We start from the raw sequence: 15,973 nt of genomic DNA, 5'->3' as shown, positions 1-15,973 counted from the left end.
CCGCCCTGTCAGGTCGCCCGCCGTACGGAGATGCGGATGTACGGAGATACGGATGTACGGAGATGCGGAGGTCAGTGCCCGCAGGCCCAGGCCGCCCCCGCGGTGGCCGACTCCGCCTGCGCCCGCAGCGAGCGGACCGCCTCGGCCGGGTCGGCCGCCCCGTACACCGCCGAGCCGGCCACGAAGACGTCCGCGCCGGCCTCGGCGCAGCGCTCGATGGTGGAGGCCGCGACGCCGCCGTCGACCTGGAGCCAGAGGTCGAGGCCGTGCTTGGCGATCAGCTCACGGGTGCGGCGGATCTTCGGCAGCATGATGTCGAGGAAGGCCTGCCCGCCGAAGCCGGGTTCGACGGTCATGATGAGGATCATGTCCAGCTCGGGCAGCAGGTCCTCGTACTGCTCGATCGGGGTGGCCGGCTTGAGGGCCATCGAGGCGCGGGCGCCCTTGGCGCGGATCTCGCGGGCCAGCCGGACGGGGGCGGCGGCGGCCTCGGCGTGGAAGGTCACCGAGCCGGCGCCGGCCTCCACGTACTGCGGGGCCCAGCGGTCGGGCTGCTCGATCATCAGGTGGCAGTCGAGCGGGATGTCGGTGGCCCTGGCCAGCGACTCCACGATCGGGACGCCCAGCGTGAGGTTGGGGACGAAGTGGTTGTCCATCACGTCCACGTGCAGCCAGTCCGCGCCTCGGACGGCCTCCGCCTCCTCGGCCAGGCGGGCGAAGTCCGAGGACAGGATGCTGGGGTTGATCTGCGCCATATGAGGGAACCTTCAGACTCGGTGCGGGGCGGCCGGAGCAGCCGTCCGGCTCCATCATCTCCCCTGCCCGAGGCGGGCGGTGAGAGCCCGGGGGGCGGGTGACCCGCGTCACAGCGACGCCCCGGGACGTGGCACCACCCGGGACACCACCGCAGAGCGCCTCAGGGCGGCGGCGGACGGACCGGGCCGTGGCACCCGGCGGGGCGCAGCCCGGCCGCACCGGCCCGCCGCCCGACCCGAAAGGTCCCCGATGGCCCAGCCGGTCCACCCCGCCCGTGCACTGTGGTGGCTCTTCGAGCCCGTGCACGCGCTCACCTACTTCTCCCCCGAGGGCCGGGCGGCCTTCGAGGCGGCCGGGCTGCGCGGCACGTGGCGCGGGTACTTCGCCGGGCGGGCCGCACCGCTCGGGCCGGTGGACGCGCCGCCGGTGGTGGCGGCCTTCTTCAACTTCGCGCCGCAGATGGTGGAGCGGGCACTGCCGGACGTCTGGTCCCGGGCGACCCCGGAGGCGACGCTGGCCGCGCGGCTGGACGGGGCGGTCGCCGCGCTGGAGCGCGTCCTGTCCGAGGTGAAGCCGGATCTGATCGACCGTTCGGTGGAGCTGCTGGAGCGCGGGGTGGCCGGGCTGGACTGTTCCGGCCGGGTCCTGGCGGCCGCCAACGCGGCGCTCCCGCGGCCCGAGGGCCGGCTCGCCCGGCTCTGGCACGCGACCACCGTGCTGCGCGAGCACCGGGGCGACGGGCACATGGCCGCCCTGGTCTCCGAGGGTCTGGACGGCTGCGAGGCGCTGGTGCTGCGCTGCGCGCTGGACACCCGCCGGGAGCAGCTCCAGCCGTTCCGCGGCTGGACGGACGAGGAGTGGGACGCGGCCGCCGCCCGTCTGACCGTCCGGGGCTGGCTCAACCCGGACGGCACCGTCTCCCCGGACGGCCGCCACCGCCACCAGGCGCTGGAGGCCGCCACCGACCTGGCCGCCTCCCGGGTCTGGTCCGCCTCCTTCCACCGTACCGAGCTGGACCAGCTGGTCGACGCGCTCACCCCGATCGCCACCGCGTGTCGCGCCGAACTGCCCGCCCTCAACCCGATCGGACTGCCCGTCAGCAGCTGAGCCCCGTTCCCGTTCCGCCTCCTCGTCAGCCCGGGCAGGGCAGGTAGCCGCCGCCGAACAGGACGGCCGCCCCGACGGCCGTGCCGGCGAGGAGGTTCAGGAACCGTCGGCCGAGGACGCGCTGTGCAGTGGTCATGCCCCGATCCTGTCCGCCCGCTGACGACCCGTCATCGGGGGCGGCCCCCGAGCCGCCCCCGATCCTCCCCTACGGGACGGCCAGGGCCCGCACCGCCGCGACGGTGTCCGCCTCCTCCGGCCGCTTGTCCTCCCGGTAGCGCAGCACCCGGGCGAACCGCAGCGCCAGCCCCGCCGGGTAGCGGGGGCTGCGCTGGAGCCCGTCGAAGGCGACCTCCACCACCAACTCGGGGCGGACGTACACCGTGTGGGCGTCCCGGTGGGTCTCCCGGGCGAGCAGCTGCCCGGTCTGCCAGGTGAGCAGCCGGTCGGTGAGGCCCTTGAAGGTCTTGCCGAGCATCACCCAGGGCTCCAGCCCCGCCTCGTCGGGGTTGCGGGCGGCCAGGTGCAGGTTGCTGAGCCACCCCTGCCGCCGTCCGCTGCCCCACTCGGCGGCGGTGACCACCAGGTCCAGGGTGTGCCGCGGCTTGACCTTGATCCACCCCGCCCCGCGCCGGCCCGCCGCGTACGGCGCCGTCAACTCCTTCACCACCACGCCCTCGTGACCGTGCGCCAGCGCCCCCGCGAAGAACCCCTCCGCCTCCGCCACCGCCGCCGTGACCAGCCGTGGCACCCGCAGCTCCTCGGGGACGAGCTCCGCGAGCGCGGCCCAGCGTTCGGCGGCGGGCCGGTCGAGCAGGTCGGTGCCGTCGCGGTGCAGCAGGTCGAAGAAGAGGACGCTCAGCGGGGTCCCGGCCCGCAGCACCGCCGGGTCCTGCCGGGAGGCGGTCCGGGCGGCGGTCTCCTGGAACGGGCGGGGCCGGCCGCCGGGCCCGAGCGCGACGGCCTCGCCGTCCAGGACGGCGCTCCCGACGTCCAGGGCGAGCGCCGCCTCGACCACCTCCGGCACCCGCGCGGTGATCTCGTCCAGGCTCCGGGTGAAGACCGAGACCCGCTCCCCCTCCCGGTGCACCTGCACCCGGATGCCGTCCAGCTTCCACTCCACCCCGACCGGCCGGCCCTCCCCCTCCCCCGTCTTCTCCAGCGCCGCCGCCACGTCCGGCGCGGAGGCGGCGAGCATCGGCCGCACCGGCCGCCCCACCTCCAGCCCGAACGCCCGCAGCGCCGCCTCCCCGCCCGTCAGCGCCGCCTCCGCCACCACCCGCGCCGAGCCGCGCAGCATCAGCGCCCGCCGCACCGCGGCCGCCGGCACCCCGGCCGCCCTCGCCACCGCGTCGCCCATCAGCGCGTCCAGCGCCCCCTGCCTCAACTCCCCCACCAGCACGCCCCGCAGGAACTCCTGCTCCACCTCGGTGGCCCGCCCGAACAGCTCCCCGAGCAGCCGCGCCCGCTCGGCCCGCGCCCCCGCCCCGCGCACCTCCCCGAGCCGCACCAGCAGCCCCTCCGCCTCCGCCACCCCGAGGCTCGCCGCCCCGGCCGCCGCCGGCAGCTCCCGCACCGCGGCCCACCCCACCCCGGCCCGCCGCGCCTCCCCGGAGAGCAGCGCCACCGCCGCCGGGATCTCCGCGGGCCCCAACTCCCGCAGGCAGTCCGCGATCAGCGCCACCTTCCCGTTCCGCCCCGTCTCCCCGGCCACCGCCCGCGAGGTCGACGCCAACCGCTCCAGCAGCACGGACCGCTCCTCCGACCTCGACGCGCCAAGGGGCCCATCATGCGCCGCCCTCCTCCCCTCCCACGCTCCGCCGCGCCCAGTCGCCCAGCTCCCGCACCGCACCGTGCAGCGAACGGCCCAGCGGGGTGAGCCCGTACAGCACCCGGTACGGCGCCACCACCTGCGGGGTGCGGTCGACGTAGCCCTCCTGCTCCAGGGTGCGCAGCGTCCGCGTGAGCACCCTGCGGCTCAAGTCGGCCACGGCGCGGTCGAGTTCGTTGAAGCCCCGGGGGCGTTCGGCGAGCAGGCTCAGCAGCAGCACGCTCCAGCGGTCGCCGATCCGGTGCAGCACGGCGGTCGCGGGGCAGGCCTGCCGTGCCTCGGTGGTGACCGGCTCCGTGGACAAAGTTGTTCCTTCTTTCGGTGCCGGAGGCTCTTCTTCCATGATCGTGCCGGGCCCGGCGGAACGGCCGGGACGGATCGGACGGGAGTTCACATGAACGCAGCAGTACGGGAGTTGGCGATCACCGGCGCGGCCGGGAACCTCGGCCGGGCGGTGCTGGCGGAGCTGCTCCGGCGCGGGGAGCGCCCCTTGGCCCTCACCCGCGACCCCGGGGCGGTCCGGGTGGCGGCCCCGGCCGGGGTGGAGGTGCGGGCCGCCGACTTCGCCGAGCCCGGCGGGACGGCGGCGGCCCTGGGCGGGGTGCGCCGGCTGCTGCTGGTCAGCACCAACCGCTCGCCGGAGCGGCTGGGCCTGCACCGCGCGGCGATCGGGGCGGCGGTGGCCGCCGGGGTGGAGCACCTGGTGTACACCTCGGTGGTCCGGGCGGCGGACCCGGGGAATCCGGTGGCCGAGGCCACCGACCACGGCGCCACCGAACGCCTGCTCCGGGAGTCCGGTTTGGCGCACACGGTGCTCCGGTTCAACGTCTGGCCGGAGATGCTCGTCCTCTCCCGGCTGGCCCACCGCGCGGTGGCCACCGGTCGGCTGCCCAGCGCCGCCGGGGAGGGGCGGACCGGCTTCGTCACCCGCGCGGACACCGCCGGCGTGGCGGCGGCCGTGCTCGCCGACGGCCTCCCGACCGGCACCGCGCCCACCTCCGCCCCCGCCTCCGCACCCGCCCAGCACGTGCTGAACGTCACCGGGGCGGGCCTGACGGACCGTGAGGTCGCCGAGGCACTCGCATCCGCCACCGGGCGCCCCGTCCGCCACGTCCCCGTCCCGGACGACCGGGTGGCCGCCGAGCTCACCGCGCTCGGCCTGGCCGCCCCGATGGCCCGGGGCTGGGGCGAGAACGACCCGGCCCGCCGGGCCGGCTGGTTCGACGTCCCCGAGGACGCCACGGCCGCCCGGCTGCTCGGCCGCCCGCTCACCCCGCTCGTGGAGTTCTTCGCCGCCCACCGCGCCGAGCTCACCACCTGAGCCCCGCCGGCCCGCACCCGGCGGAGTACCAGCCGCGACCGGACGGAGTGCGCACCGGAGCAGCTCCCCCGTCATCGCCAACTCCCGTGCCGGGCCATCCTGTTCACACCCATCACCGCAGCCCGGCACGGCCCCCGGCGGCCCTCCCCGTGCCAGGCTGCCCGTCACGGGCGCCCTCCCCGGCGCCCCCGGTACCGGAGGAGGACGAGGAGTGCGGACCGTGGTGGAACGGACCGGGAGCAGCGGCCCGACGGCCCGGGTCGGCTCCGTCCTGGCCGGGAACCGGGTGACGACCTTCGAGCTGTTCTTCGACCTGGTCTACGTCTTCGTGCTGACCAAGGTCACCGGCGCGATGGCGCACGAGCACGACACCGTCAGTGTGCTGCGCGGTCTGCTGCTGCTCGCGCTGGTCTGGTTCTCCTGGTCGGCGTACGCCTGGCTGGGCAACCAGGCCCGGGCGGACCCGGGCGTGGTGCGGGCCGGGATGTCGCTGGCGATGGCCGGGATGTTCGTGGTGGCGCTCGCCGTGCCGGAGGCCTGGCACGACGCGCCCGACGGACTGTCGGGGCCGGTGGTGCTGGCCTCCGCGTACCTGTCGGTGCGCTGCGTGCACCTGGTGCTCTACAGCGTGCTGGCCCGGGGCGACCAGGACCTGGTGCGGCAGGTGGCGATCTCCTGGGCGCCGGTGCTGGCCGGGGCCGCCCTGCTGCTCGCGGGGGCGCTGATCGGCGGCGAGGTGCAGACGGCCTTCGTGGCGGTGGCCATCCTGGTGGACTGGGGCGGCGTGTACGTGACCTCGCGGCGCGGCAACTGGCGCATCCACGACGCGGGTTGGTTCGCCGAGCGGCACGAGCTCTTCATGATCATCGCGATCGGCGAGTCCCTGCTCGCGATGGGCGCGGGCGCCGCCGACCAGCCCGTCACCGGCCCGCTGCTGGGCGCCGCCGTGCTCGGCGTCGCGGTCGCCCTCGGCCTCTGGTGGCTCTACTTCGACGTGGCCGCCCTGCACGGCGAGCACCGGCTGCGCGGCGCGGAGGACTCCGAACGGCTCGGCCTGGCCATCCGGGCGTACGGCTACGCGCACTTCCCGATCGTGGCGGGCGTGGTGCTCACCGCCCTCGGCGTGGAGGGCGTGGTCGCGCACGCCGCCGACGGCGAGGCGCTCGGCGGGTTCTACGCCGCCGCGCTGTGCGGCGGGCCCGCCCTCTATCTCACCGGACTGGTCCTGTTCGGCCGCATCCTGCACCGCTCCTGGAGCCCGGTCCGCCTCGGCGCCCTGCTCCCCCTGCTCGGCTGGGCCCCGGCCGCCGCCGAGCTCCCCCCGGTGGCCGGCCTCGCCGGGGTGGCGCTCCTGCTGGCCGCCGTCGCCTCCGCCGAGACCCGCCGCTACGCCGAGCTCCGCCGCGACCTGCGCCCGATCTGACCCCCCGTCACCACCCCCACGACCGCTCGCCCCGGGTCAACCCCCAGACGGCCCGGGGCGAGCGCCCCAGCACCTTCACGCCCCCGGCACCTTCACGTCCTCACCGTCTTCACGCCCCAGGGCCACCACCCGGTACAGCGGATCGGGCCGCGCCACGTCCTGCCCCGGCAGCGCCAGCAGCCGCCGCCCCACCTCGGCCGCCTCCCCCTCCGGAGCGTCCGCCGCCCACGGGACGTGCCCGGAGGCGATCTCCGCCAGCCAGCGCCGCGGGCTGCGCCCCTGCCCCGTCCCGGGGAACACCGTCTCGCCGACCACCCCCAACCCCCGCTCCGCCGCCCAGCCCCGCACCCGCCCGAACCCGTCCGAGGCGCGCGGCACATGCCGACGCCGCAGCTCGGCCGTGACCCGGGCGATGTCGCTCCCCGCCGCGAGCTGGGCCCCGTTCTTGTCCACGGTGGTGACCACCACCCCGCCCGGCCGCACCACCCTGGCCGCCTCCGCGAACACCGCCTCCGCGACCGGTTCGGGCAGCAGGTGCAGCAGCCAGACCATCACCACGGCGTCCACGCCGCCGTCCGCCAGCGGCAGCCGCGTCGCGTCCGCGCACACCACCCCGCCCGGCACCCGCCCGGCCGCCACCCCGAGCATCCCGGTGGAGAGGTCCACCCCCACCACCCGCCGCCCGGGCCGCACCAGACGCTCCGTCACGATGCCGGTGCCGCAGGCCAGGTCCAGCACCGTACCGGGGCCCTGCGGCAGCAGCCGCTCCAGTGCCCGCGCCGCGGCCGCCGCCCTCGGCGCCCCGCCCCGGGTCTCGTCGTAGCTCCGCGCCTCGTCGTCGTAGTCGAGCACCTGCCGCCCCTTCCTTCCCTGGACATCCACCGGTAATTCCAACGCACCGGCCACCGCGCCGTGCTTAGGGTGCCAGCCATGGACCGAGCACCGGACACCGACCACTCCTGGGCCAGGACCCGAATCTGGGTGGAGGAGCAACTGGCCCCCGGCGAAAGGGTCGTGGCGGCCGAGCGGCTGCGCGGCGGCTGGACCTCCGAGATGCGGCGGCTGCTCGTCCAGGGCCCCGGCACCGAACGCGCACTGGTGCTGCGCTCCTTCGTGCGGCCCTTCTTCCTGGAGCACGCGGACGGGCTGCTCACCCGCGAGGCGGAGGTCCTCGGCCTGCTCGGCCCCACCGGCGTCCCGGCCGCCGAGCTGGTGGCGGTCGACCCCACCGGCGCGCACTGCGACCACCCCTCCCTCCTGATGACCCTGCTCCCCGGCACCATCCGCCTGGACGACGGCAACGGCGACGGCGACGGCCCGGACCCGGACACCGACCGCCGCGCCGACCTGCTGGCCCGTCAGCTCGCCGCGATCCACCGCACCGAGGCGGCCGGGCAGCGGCGCCCCCGCACCTACCAGGCCTGGACCGCCCCCGAGCGCGTCCGGGTGCCGGAGCGCACCACCCGCCCCGAGCTCTGGCGGCGGGCGGTGGACGTGCTCCGCCAACCCCCGCCGCCGTACGTCGGCCGCTTCCTGCACCGGGACTTCCACCCCGGCAACGTGCTCTTCTCCGGCACCGGCCCCGGCCTGCTGGTCAGCGGGGTGGTGGACTGGGTGGAGACCTCCTGGGGCCCCGCCGACCTGGACGTCGCCCACTGCTCCACCGCCCTCGCCCTGCTGCACGGCGCCCCGGCCGGCCTCCGCTTCCCCGACTGCTACCGGGCCGCCGGCGGCGAACTCGACCCCGCCGCCGGGGCCCGCCGGTACTGGCGCCTGCTGGACGCCCTGGCCTTCGCCCCCGACGCCGAGAAGGTCGCCGTCCCCTGGCGCGAACTCGGCCGCACCGACCTCACCCCCGCCCTGCTGACCGCCCGTCTGGAGGGCTACCTCGCCGGGGTGCTCTCCCCCCGGTCCGACGAGACCCCCGGCGGCCCCAGCACGATCCCGCGCCCCGCGTAGAAGCGCGGCAGCGCGTCCCAGGGCACCCGGGCGAAGCTCTGCGAACCGTCCGGGTAGCCCGAGGGGTTGTGGATCAGCAGCTCCTGGTCGGAGGCGCCGACCGCGAGCACCAGGTGGCCGCCCTGGCGCGGCGGGTCCGGGTCCAGGGTGCGGATGGACGGGTGCACCGAGAGCATCACCAGCCGGCCCGCCGCCAGCTCCTCCCGGATCTCCGCCTCGGGGAGCGGGGAGCGGGCCTCGGCGTACAGGCCCCACCGGGTGCGCACGTACGCGGCGAACGGCGCGTGGATCAGCCCGTCCAACCGCCCGTCCGGGTGCCGGACGTACGCCCCGGCGGCCAGGCACTCCTCGGCCAGCCGCACGGCGGGCGGGCTGACGCCCCACCAGAAGTCCAGCGCCATCCGCAGGCAGGCCACCCCGCACAGCCGCCACGACCAGTACTCGTACTCCTCCTCGTCGGCCGCCCCCGATCTGGCCCACAGCGGGTCGTCCACCGCGAGCGCGGTCCCGGCCAGGATCCCGGGCACCAGCTCGGGCGACTCCCACTGCGCGTGGTAGGGGACCTGATGAGTGATCGGCTTCATCTGATAATCCTCACTCATCCACCGGGGCACTGCCGACCACGGGCGGCACTCTTGGTCACACCGGGTGCCGCACTCCCGCCCCTCCCCCGGGACACCGCGCGCCCTCTGCCCACGAAGCACCGGCCCGCCTACCGTGTCCCCATGACCGCCCCCAGCCGTCGCACCGTCCTCGCCCTCGGCCTCGGCGCCGCCCTCGCCCCGGGCACCGCCCCCGCCCGCGCCAGCACACCGGGCCCCACTCCCGGCCCCACCTTCGGCCCCGACTGGACCGGCCTCGCCTCTGCGCTCCACGGCGAACTGCTCCGCCCCGGCGACCCCCGCTACGACACCGCCCGCCTCCCCCGCAACCTCCGCTTCGCCGACCGGGCCCGCCCCGAGGCGGTGGCCCGCTGCGCGGACACCGCCGACGTCGCCGAGTGCCTGCGCTTCTCCCGCCGCCACGGCCTGCGCTTCGCGGTGCGCAGCGGCGGCCACTGCTACGGCGGCTGGTCCAGCGACGCCCCGCTGGTGGTCGACCTGGCCGGGCTGGACGCCGTCCGGGTGACGGAGGGTCAGGCCGAGATCGGCGCGGGCGCGCCGCTGGCCACCGTGTACACGGCCCTGGCCCGGCACGGCGTCACCGTCCCCGCCGGGAGCTGCCCCACCGTCGGCCTGGCCGGCCTCGCCCTCGGCGGCGGGCACGGCGTCACCAGCCGCGCGTACGGGCTGACCTGCGACAGCCTGCTGGCGGCCGAGGTGGTGCTGGCCGACGGCCGCACCCTCCGCTGCGACCCGGAGCACGAACCCGAGCTCTTCTGGGCCCTGCGCGGCGGCGGGAACGGCAACTTCGGGGTGGTCACCTCCCTGCTCCTGCGCACCCACCCCGCCCCCGACTGCACCTTCTTCCAGTACTCCTGGGACTGGCCCGACGCCACCCGCGCCCTCGCCGAGTGGCAGCGCTGGGCCTACGCCGCCCCCGACCGGCTCTGGTCGAACTTCCACGTCTGGACCCGCCCTGACGGTCCGTCGGTCGACGCCGGCGGCGTCCTCCTCGGCCCGGCCGAGGACCTCCGCCGCCTGACCGCCCCCCTGCTCGCCCGCACCGGCCGCACCACCTCCGAACAGGTCGTCACCCGCCCGTACCTGGACACCATGCTGGCCTACGCGGGCTGCCGCACCGAAGCGGACTGCCTCCGCCAGGAGTCCCGGGCCTTCGCCGCCGCCTCCCACTTCTTCGACGACCTCCTCCCCGACCCCGCCCTCACCGACCTGCGCCGGTTCGCCGAACGCCGCGACTCCGTCGAGGCCTCGATCACCTTCACCGCCCTCGGCGGAGCCGTGAACCGCGTCCCCACCGACGCCACCGCCTTCCGCCACCGCACCTCGACCCTGCTCGCCCAACTCATCACCGAGTGGCCTGAGGAAGCCGACCCCGCCCCCCGCCTCCGCTGGGTCACCGACGCCCGCACCACCCTCGCCCCCCACGCCAACGGCCACGCCTACCAGAACTACCGCGACCCCACCCTCCCCGACTGGCGCACCGCCTACTACGGCGAACACCTCCCCCGCCTCGAAGCCGCCAAGGCCGCCTACGACCCCGACCGCGCGTTCGACTTCCCCCAGGGCATCTGAGGACCGGACCGGGACCGGTGGCCCTGGCGTCCGGGCAGGTGGGACCGGAAGAGTGAAAGACCGGGCGGGCCGCATGAGCGGTGGCGGCCGCCGGGCAGGAGGCCCGCATGACCGCACCCGAAGTGGCCACCCCGCGGGCCGCCGCCCGGTCGAGCCTGCTGCCGGCGTACGCGGTGTTCGCCGTCACCCTGCTCGGCACCCTGGTCTGGGTGCTGGTGGTGCTGGGCAGCTCCAGCGAGGAGTTGGTGGACTTCGCCTCCGGCTACGGCGGGGTCCAGGTGGTGACCGGCACCGGGATGGCGCTGGCCGGGGTGCTGTTCGCCACCCAGCACCCGGCGATCGGCCTGGGCCGGCTGCTGCTGGCCGGCGGCGCGGGGGCGGTGCTGGCCGAGGCGCTGCCCGCCGTCACCGCCGAACTGACGCCCCGGACACCGCTGTTCACCCTCGCCTGCGCGCTCGCGCTGGCCGGCAAGAGCCTCTTCCTGCTCGGCCTGTTCGCCCTGCCGCTCTTCCTCCCCGGCGGCCGCCTGCCCCGCCGCTGGGGTCCGCCGTACCTGGTGCTGCTCGCCCTGCTGGCCGCCGTGCAGACCACCGTCGGCACCGGGGCCTTCGACCCCTGGTACGGGCAGCCGCTGCCGCTCGACGCCGAGCTGCTCTCCCGCCCGTACGAGTGGACCCTCGACTGGCCGTACGCCGCCTGGCTGGGCGACGCCGTGGTCGGGGTGAACCTGCTGGTGATGACGGTCCGTTGGATCCGCTCGCGCGGGGCGGCGGGTCCGCGCGCCCGGGTCTCGGGCGTGGCGATCCTGCTGCCGTACCTGCTCTGGATCGTGGTCCAGCTGCTCGCCTCGCTGCTGGGCCTGGGCTCCTCCACCACCGAGGCGCTCTGGTACCTGACCGCCGCCGCCTGGCCCGCCGCCACCGTGCTGGCCTGCGTCCGGGACCGCTCGCTCCACCTGGACCGCCCCGCCCTGCGCGCCCTCACCGGGCTGCTCACCGCCACCGTGCTGATCACCGGCTACGGCGCCGCCGCGCTGCTCTCCTACCGCCTGCTGCCGCCGGACTCCCCCTCCACCGGGCTGCTGCTCGCCCCGGTCGCCCTGGTGATCGGGATGCTGCTGCGCCCCACCGTGCACTGGGCCACCCGGATGGTGAACCGCTACTACTACGGCGAACGGGCCGAGCCCTACCAGGTGGTGCGGCGTCTGACCGACCAGCTGGGCCGGGCCGTCTCCCCCGCCGAACTGCCCCGGCTGGTCTGCGCCACCGTGGTGGAGACCCTCCGCCTGCCCGGCGCCCGGGTGGTGGCGCAGACCCGGGACGGCGAACTGGAGCTGGCCGGTCTCGGCACCGTCGACCCGCGCACCGCGACCGCCTTCCCGATGACCTATCAGAACGAGGTGATCGGACGCCTGCTGGTCCCGCCCCGGCCCGGCGGGTCCGCGCTCGACCGGCAGGACGCGGACGTCCTCGCCACCCTCGCCGCGCACGCCGCGCCGGCGGTCGCCTCGCTCCGCCTGTACGAGCAGCTCCAGGCCAGCCGGGAGCGGATCGTGCTGGCCCGCGAGGAGGCCCGGCGCCGCCTGCGCCACGACCTGCACGACGGGCTGGGCCCGATGCTCTCCGGCCTGCGGCTGCGGGTCGACGCGATCCGGGCCCTCGACGGCGCCGGCGGCCCCGGCGACCGACCGCTGGCCGAGGTCTCGGCCGGCATCGGCCAGGCCATCGTCGAACTGCGGCACATCACCGACGGCCTGGCCCCCGCCGCCCTCGACCGGTACGGGCTGGGCAACGCCGTCGCCACCCTGGTCGGCCGGCTGGCCGGGGCCGGTCCCGAGATCACCGCCGTGCTGACACCCGATCCGCTGCCGCCGCTGCCGGCCGCCGTCGAGGTGGCGGCCTACCGGATCTGCGCCGAGTCGCTCAACAACGCCGTCCGGCACGCCCGGGCCACCCGGATCAGGCTGGCCCTCACCGTGCGGGACGGCCACCTGGAGACCGAGGTGGCGGACGACGGCCGTGGTTTCACCCCACCGGCCGAGGGCGGCGGGATCGGCCTGCGTTCGATGGCGGACCGCGCCGAGGAACTGGGCGGCAGCTTCTCGCTGGCCCCGGCGACGACGGGCGGCACGGTGGCCACGGCCGTCCTGCCACTGCCCGTCACCACCTGAACGGCGCACGGCCGGTGGGACCTCGTCGGGACCACTGCCTCATGCGACGGCACCGGCCCGACCGTAGCGTTTGTGAGGTGCCGGCTGATCGACCGGCGCCCGGAGGAAGGACCCGATCATGAATCCCGACCCGACCCCGCAGGACGCCGCTCCGCAGGCCACCGCCGACGACCAGGACGCGCAGCGCAAGCCGGGCGGCCCGGCCGACATCCAGAACGGGTGCAAGCTGGCGGGCCAGCCGCACGGCCGGAACGTCTCCTGCGTACCCAACCCCGGCCACTGCCCCAGGCAGTGACCGCACCACCCCACTGACCAACCGTCACCCGGCCGGGCCCCGAGGCACCAAGCCCCGGGGCCCGGCCCCCTTCCGGGGGGCACTACCAGGCGTAGGCCTCCGGGGCGGGCTTGAAGCCCGGGAAGATCTCGTCCAGCCGGTCCAGCGACTTCCGGTCCAGCGTCAGGTCCAGCGCCCGCACCGCCGCGTGCAGCTGGTCCAGGGTGCGCGGGCCGATGACCGGGGCGGTGACCGCCGGGCGGCCCAGCAGCCAGGCCAGCGCGATGTCACCCGGCTCCTCGCCCAGCTCGGCCGCGAAGTCCTCGTAGGCCTCCAGCTGCTCGCGCCGCTTGGCGACCTCGTCGGCCACCCAGCCCTCGGCCACCCGCCGCACCCCCTCGCGCTCCTTGCGCAGCACCCCGCCCAGGATGCCGCTGAACAGCGGGGACCACGGGATCAGGCCGATGCCGTAGTGCTCGGCGGCCGGGGCCACCTCCAGCTCCACGGTGCGCACCGCCAGGTTGTAGACGGACTGCTCGCTGACCAGGCCGAGGAAGTGCCGTGCCCTGGCGGTCTCCTGGGCCTGCGCCAGGTGCCAGCCGCCGAAGTTGCTGGAGCCCACGTAGAGGATCTTGCCCTGGGCGACCAGCACCTCCATCGCCTGCCAGATCTCCTCCCACGGCGTGGCCCGGTCCACGTGGTGCATCTGGTACAGGTCGATGTGGTCGGTGCCGAGCCGGCGCAGGCTGTCCTCCACCGCGCGCCGCACGTGCAGCGCGGAGAGCCGGCCCTCGTTCGGCCAGTCGCCGGTCCGGCCGTAGAGCTTGGTGGCCAGCACGGTCCGGTCCCGGCGGCCGCCGCCCTTCGCGAACCAGCTGCCGAGGATCTCCTCGGTGCGGCCCTTGTGGCCGGGGCCGCCGTAGACGTCGGCGGTGTCGAAGAAGTTGACGCCCACCTCGTGGGCGGTGTCCATGATCGCGTGCGCGTCCGGCTCCGCGGTGTGCGGGCCGAAGTTCATCGTGCCGAGGCAGAGGCGGGAGACGGACAGGCCGGTGCGGCCGAGCTGGGTGTACTCCATACGGCCACCCTCCGGCCCGGCCGCCGCCGCTGTCCAGCCCCTCCCCACCCGATCGGACGAAGCGTCAACTCCCGCCCGGGCTCAGGCCGTCCGGCGGAACAGCGCCAGGTACATCGCGTCCGTCCCGTGCAGGTGCGGCCAGAGCTGGACGTCCGGGCCCTCGCCCAGGCCCGGCATCTCCGGCAGCAGCGGACGGGCGTCGATCCACTCCACACCCAGGCCCTCGCGCAGCACGTCGTCCACCACCGCCCGGGTCTCCGCCAGGTGCGGCGAGCAGGTCGCGTAGCCGACCACGCCGCCCGGCCGGGTGGCCCGGATCGCCCCGCGCAGCAGGTCCCGCTGGAGCGGACCGAAGCCCGCGATGTCCTCCGGACGACGGCGCCAGCGCGCCTCCGGGCGGCGGCGCAGCGCGCCCAGCCCCGAGCACGGGACGTCCACCAGCACCCGGTCGAAGGTGCCCTCGGCCCAGGCCGGCCTGGTGCCGTCGGCGGTGATCACCGTGTACGGGCCCGGGTTCCCGGCCAGCGCGCGGGCCACCAGACGGGCCCGGTGCGGCTGCTTCTCCGAGGCCACCAGCGCGGCGCCGCGCTCGGACGCCAGCGCGGCCAGCAGCGCCGCCTTGCCGCCCGGCCCGGCACAGCCGTCCAGCCAGAGCGCGTCCCGGCCCTCCACCGGCGCGGCCGCCAGCGCGAGCGCCACCAGCTGGCTGCCCTCGTCCTGCACCCCGGCCCGGCCCTCCCGGACCGCCTCGATCCCGCCCGGCTCCCCGCCCTCGGCCAGGCGCACCGCGAACGGCGACCACCGGCCGGCCTCCGACTCCGGCCTGGCCTCCAGCAGTTCGGCCGCCGTGGACCGCCCGGGGCGGGCCACCAGGGTCACCGCGGGGCGCACGTTGTCCGCGTCCAGCAGCTCCTCCACCGCGGCCCGGCCGCTCGCCTGCGGCTGCCAGCGGCCCAGCGAGTCCCACAGCGCCGACACCACCCAGCGCGGGTGCGAGTGCACCACCGCGAGGTGCTCCTCGGCGTCCTCCTCGTACGGCGGCGCGATCTGCCCGACCCAGGTCTCCAGGTCCTGCGCACTGATCCGCCGCAGCACCGCGTTGACGAACTTCGCCCGCCCGTCCCCGAGCACCACCCGGGCCAGCTCGACGGTCGCTGACACGGCGGCGTGGCTCGGGATACGGGTCGTCAGCAGCTGGTGCGCACCCAGCGACAGCACGTCCAGCACCGGCGGGTCCACCTCCCGCAGCGGCCGGTCGATGCAGGCCGAGATCACCGCGTCGTACGTCCCCTGCATCCGCAGCGTCCCGTACACCAGCTCCGTCGCCAGCGCCGCGTCCCGCCGGTCCATCCCCTTCTGCTCCGCCTCCCGCAGCAGCGAGGGCAGGATCAGGTTGGCGTACGCGTCCCGCTCGTCCACCGCCCGCAGGGCCTTGAACGCCACGATCCGGGCCGGGTCCTTCTTCGGACGGCGGTGCGGACGCGGGGGACGCTTGGCGCTGGGCGAACCGGGGGTGCTCACGTGCGGGGCCTCTCGAAAGGTGCTGCGGATCTCAGAACGGCCCAGTCTACGTGGCGCGCCCGCGCCGCCCCGCGACGCGCCACATCACGTACCCGGCCCGCGCCGCCCCGAGCCCGCACACCAGCACCAGCAGCCCGAACAGCGCCGACCCCTGCAGCACCCCGACGAAGGCGCGCAGCCCCAGGAAGGCGAACAGCCCGAAGTTCGCCCCGAGCAACAGCCAACCCGAGTCGGTCCCGGGCCTGTTGAACCGCTGCCAGGCGGTCCGCCGCGGCGCCCCCGGCGGCGGGCCGGCCCACCGGTCGAGCACCGCGCGGCGACCGTTCGACGTCATGACGGC

At 76.2% G+C, this 15,973-nt stretch carries 15 protein-coding genes; 7 read left to right on the top strand and 8 right to left on the bottom strand.

The genetic code is table 11. The features are described 5' to 3' along the window. Window positions 1-71: 71 nt before the first annotated feature. Window positions 72-755, bottom strand: a complete 684-nt coding sequence (gene rpe, locus ACIA8O_RS22375) for a ribulose-phosphate 3-epimerase (RefSeq protein ID WP_396295676.1) — start codon at window positions 753-755, stop codon at window positions 72-74. 250 nt (window positions 756-1,005) lie between these two features. On the opposite strand from rpe, the gene ACIA8O_RS22370 reads away from it, so the two are divergent. Next, window positions 1,006-1,863, top strand: a complete 858-nt coding sequence (locus tag ACIA8O_RS22370; protein ID WP_396295675.1) for a hypothetical protein — start codon at window positions 1,006-1,008, stop codon at window positions 1,861-1,863. 205 nt (window positions 1,864-2,068) lie between these two features. Here ACIA8O_RS22370 and ACIA8O_RS22365 read toward each other — a convergent pair whose 3' ends face one another. Together ACIA8O_RS22365 and ACIA8O_RS22360 are read right to left on the bottom strand one after the other, a co-directional pair. Next, complete coding sequence (locus tag ACIA8O_RS22365; protein ID WP_396295674.1) at window positions 2,069-3,610, bottom strand: ATP-dependent DNA ligase; 1,542 nt, start codon at window positions 3,608-3,610, stop codon at window positions 2,069-2,071. 37 nt (window positions 3,611-3,647) lie between these two features. After that, window positions 3,648-3,995, bottom strand: coding sequence for a winged helix-turn-helix transcriptional regulator (locus ACIA8O_RS22360; protein WP_396295673.1), 348 nt, complete (start codon window positions 3,993-3,995; stop codon window positions 3,648-3,650). A 90-nt stretch (window positions 3,996-4,085) separates the two neighbouring features. Here ACIA8O_RS22360 and ACIA8O_RS22355 point away from each other — a divergent pair, with 90 nt between their 5' ends. Both ACIA8O_RS22355 and ACIA8O_RS22350 read left to right on the top strand, forming a co-directional pair. Next, window positions 4,086-5,012, top strand: a complete 927-nt coding sequence (locus ACIA8O_RS22355) for an NAD(P)H-binding protein (protein WP_396295672.1) — start codon at window positions 4,086-4,088, stop codon at window positions 5,010-5,012. Window positions 5,013-5,232: 220 nt separating this feature from the next. Then, entirely contained in the window at window positions 5,233-6,435 is a 1,203-nt protein-coding gene (locus ACIA8O_RS22350; protein ID WP_396295671.1) for a low temperature requirement protein A, read from the top strand. A gap of 75 nt (window positions 6,436-6,510) precedes the next feature. Here the strand turns inward: ACIA8O_RS22350 and ACIA8O_RS22345 are convergent, their stop codons facing one another. Beyond that, complete coding sequence (locus ACIA8O_RS22345) at window positions 6,511-7,287, bottom strand: class I SAM-dependent methyltransferase (RefSeq protein ID WP_396295670.1); 777 nt, start codon at window positions 7,285-7,287, stop codon at window positions 6,511-6,513. 78 nt (window positions 7,288-7,365) lie between these two features. Here ACIA8O_RS22345 and ACIA8O_RS22340 point away from each other — a divergent pair, with 78 nt between their 5' ends. Beyond that, window positions 7,366-8,394, top strand: a complete 1,029-nt coding sequence (locus ACIA8O_RS22340) for a phosphotransferase family protein (RefSeq protein ID WP_396295669.1) — start codon at window positions 7,366-7,368, stop codon at window positions 8,392-8,394. Here ACIA8O_RS22340 and ACIA8O_RS22335 read toward each other — a convergent pair. After that, window positions 8,319-8,978, bottom strand: a complete 660-nt coding sequence (locus ACIA8O_RS22335) for a C39 family peptidase (RefSeq protein WP_396295668.1) — start codon at window positions 8,976-8,978, stop codon at window positions 8,319-8,321. The genes ACIA8O_RS22340 and ACIA8O_RS22335 overlap by 76 nt on opposite strands. Window positions 8,979-9,119: 141 nt before the next feature. Between ACIA8O_RS22335 and ACIA8O_RS22330 the strand changes: the two genes are divergently transcribed. From ACIA8O_RS22330 to ACIA8O_RS22320, 3 genes are all read left to right on the top strand, one after another. Continuing rightward, window positions 9,120-10,589, top strand: coding sequence for an FAD-binding oxidoreductase (locus ACIA8O_RS22330; RefSeq protein WP_396295667.1), 1,470 nt, complete (start codon window positions 9,120-9,122; stop codon window positions 10,587-10,589). Window positions 10,590-10,696: 107 nt separating this feature from the next. Continuing rightward, window positions 10,697-12,760, top strand: a complete 2,064-nt coding sequence (locus ACIA8O_RS22325; RefSeq protein ID WP_396295666.1) for a sensor histidine kinase — start codon at window positions 10,697-10,699, stop codon at window positions 12,758-12,760. A gap of 118 nt (window positions 12,761-12,878) precedes the next feature. Next, on the top strand, window positions 12,879-13,055 hold the full coding sequence (locus tag ACIA8O_RS22320) for a hypothetical protein (protein WP_396295665.1): 177 nt from the start codon (window positions 12,879-12,881) through the stop codon (window positions 13,053-13,055). A gap of 82 nt (window positions 13,056-13,137) precedes the next feature. Here the strand turns inward: ACIA8O_RS22320 and ACIA8O_RS22315 are convergent, their stop codons facing one another. The 3 genes from ACIA8O_RS22315 to ACIA8O_RS22305 all read right to left on the bottom strand — a co-directional run bounded on the left by ACIA8O_RS22315 (window position 13,138) and on the right by ACIA8O_RS22305 (window position 15,967). After that, window positions 13,138-14,112, bottom strand: coding sequence for an aldo/keto reductase (locus ACIA8O_RS22315; protein WP_396295664.1), 975 nt, complete (start codon window positions 14,110-14,112; stop codon window positions 13,138-13,140). An 81-nt stretch (window positions 14,113-14,193) separates the two neighbouring features. Further along, window positions 14,194-15,633 (bottom strand): RsmB/NOP family class I SAM-dependent RNA methyltransferase, encoded by a 1,440-nt coding sequence (locus ACIA8O_RS22310; protein WP_396295663.1) that lies wholly within the window; start codon window positions 15,631-15,633, stop codon window positions 14,194-14,196. A gap of 46 nt (window positions 15,634-15,679) precedes the next feature. Next, on the bottom strand, window positions 15,680-15,967 hold the full coding sequence (locus ACIA8O_RS22305) for a hypothetical protein (protein WP_396295662.1): 288 nt from the start codon (window positions 15,965-15,967) through the stop codon (window positions 15,680-15,682). Between the last annotated feature and the right edge of the window lie 6 nt (window positions 15,968-15,973).

The sequence above is a fragment of the Kitasatospora sp. NPDC051853 genome (assembly GCF_044452665.1).
Lineage (GTDB): Bacteria > Actinomycetota > Actinomycetes > Streptomycetales > Streptomycetaceae > Kitasatospora.
The sequence above is the reverse complement of the archived record's forward strand: the minus strand, read 5'-3'. Positions and strand labels throughout refer to the sequence as shown.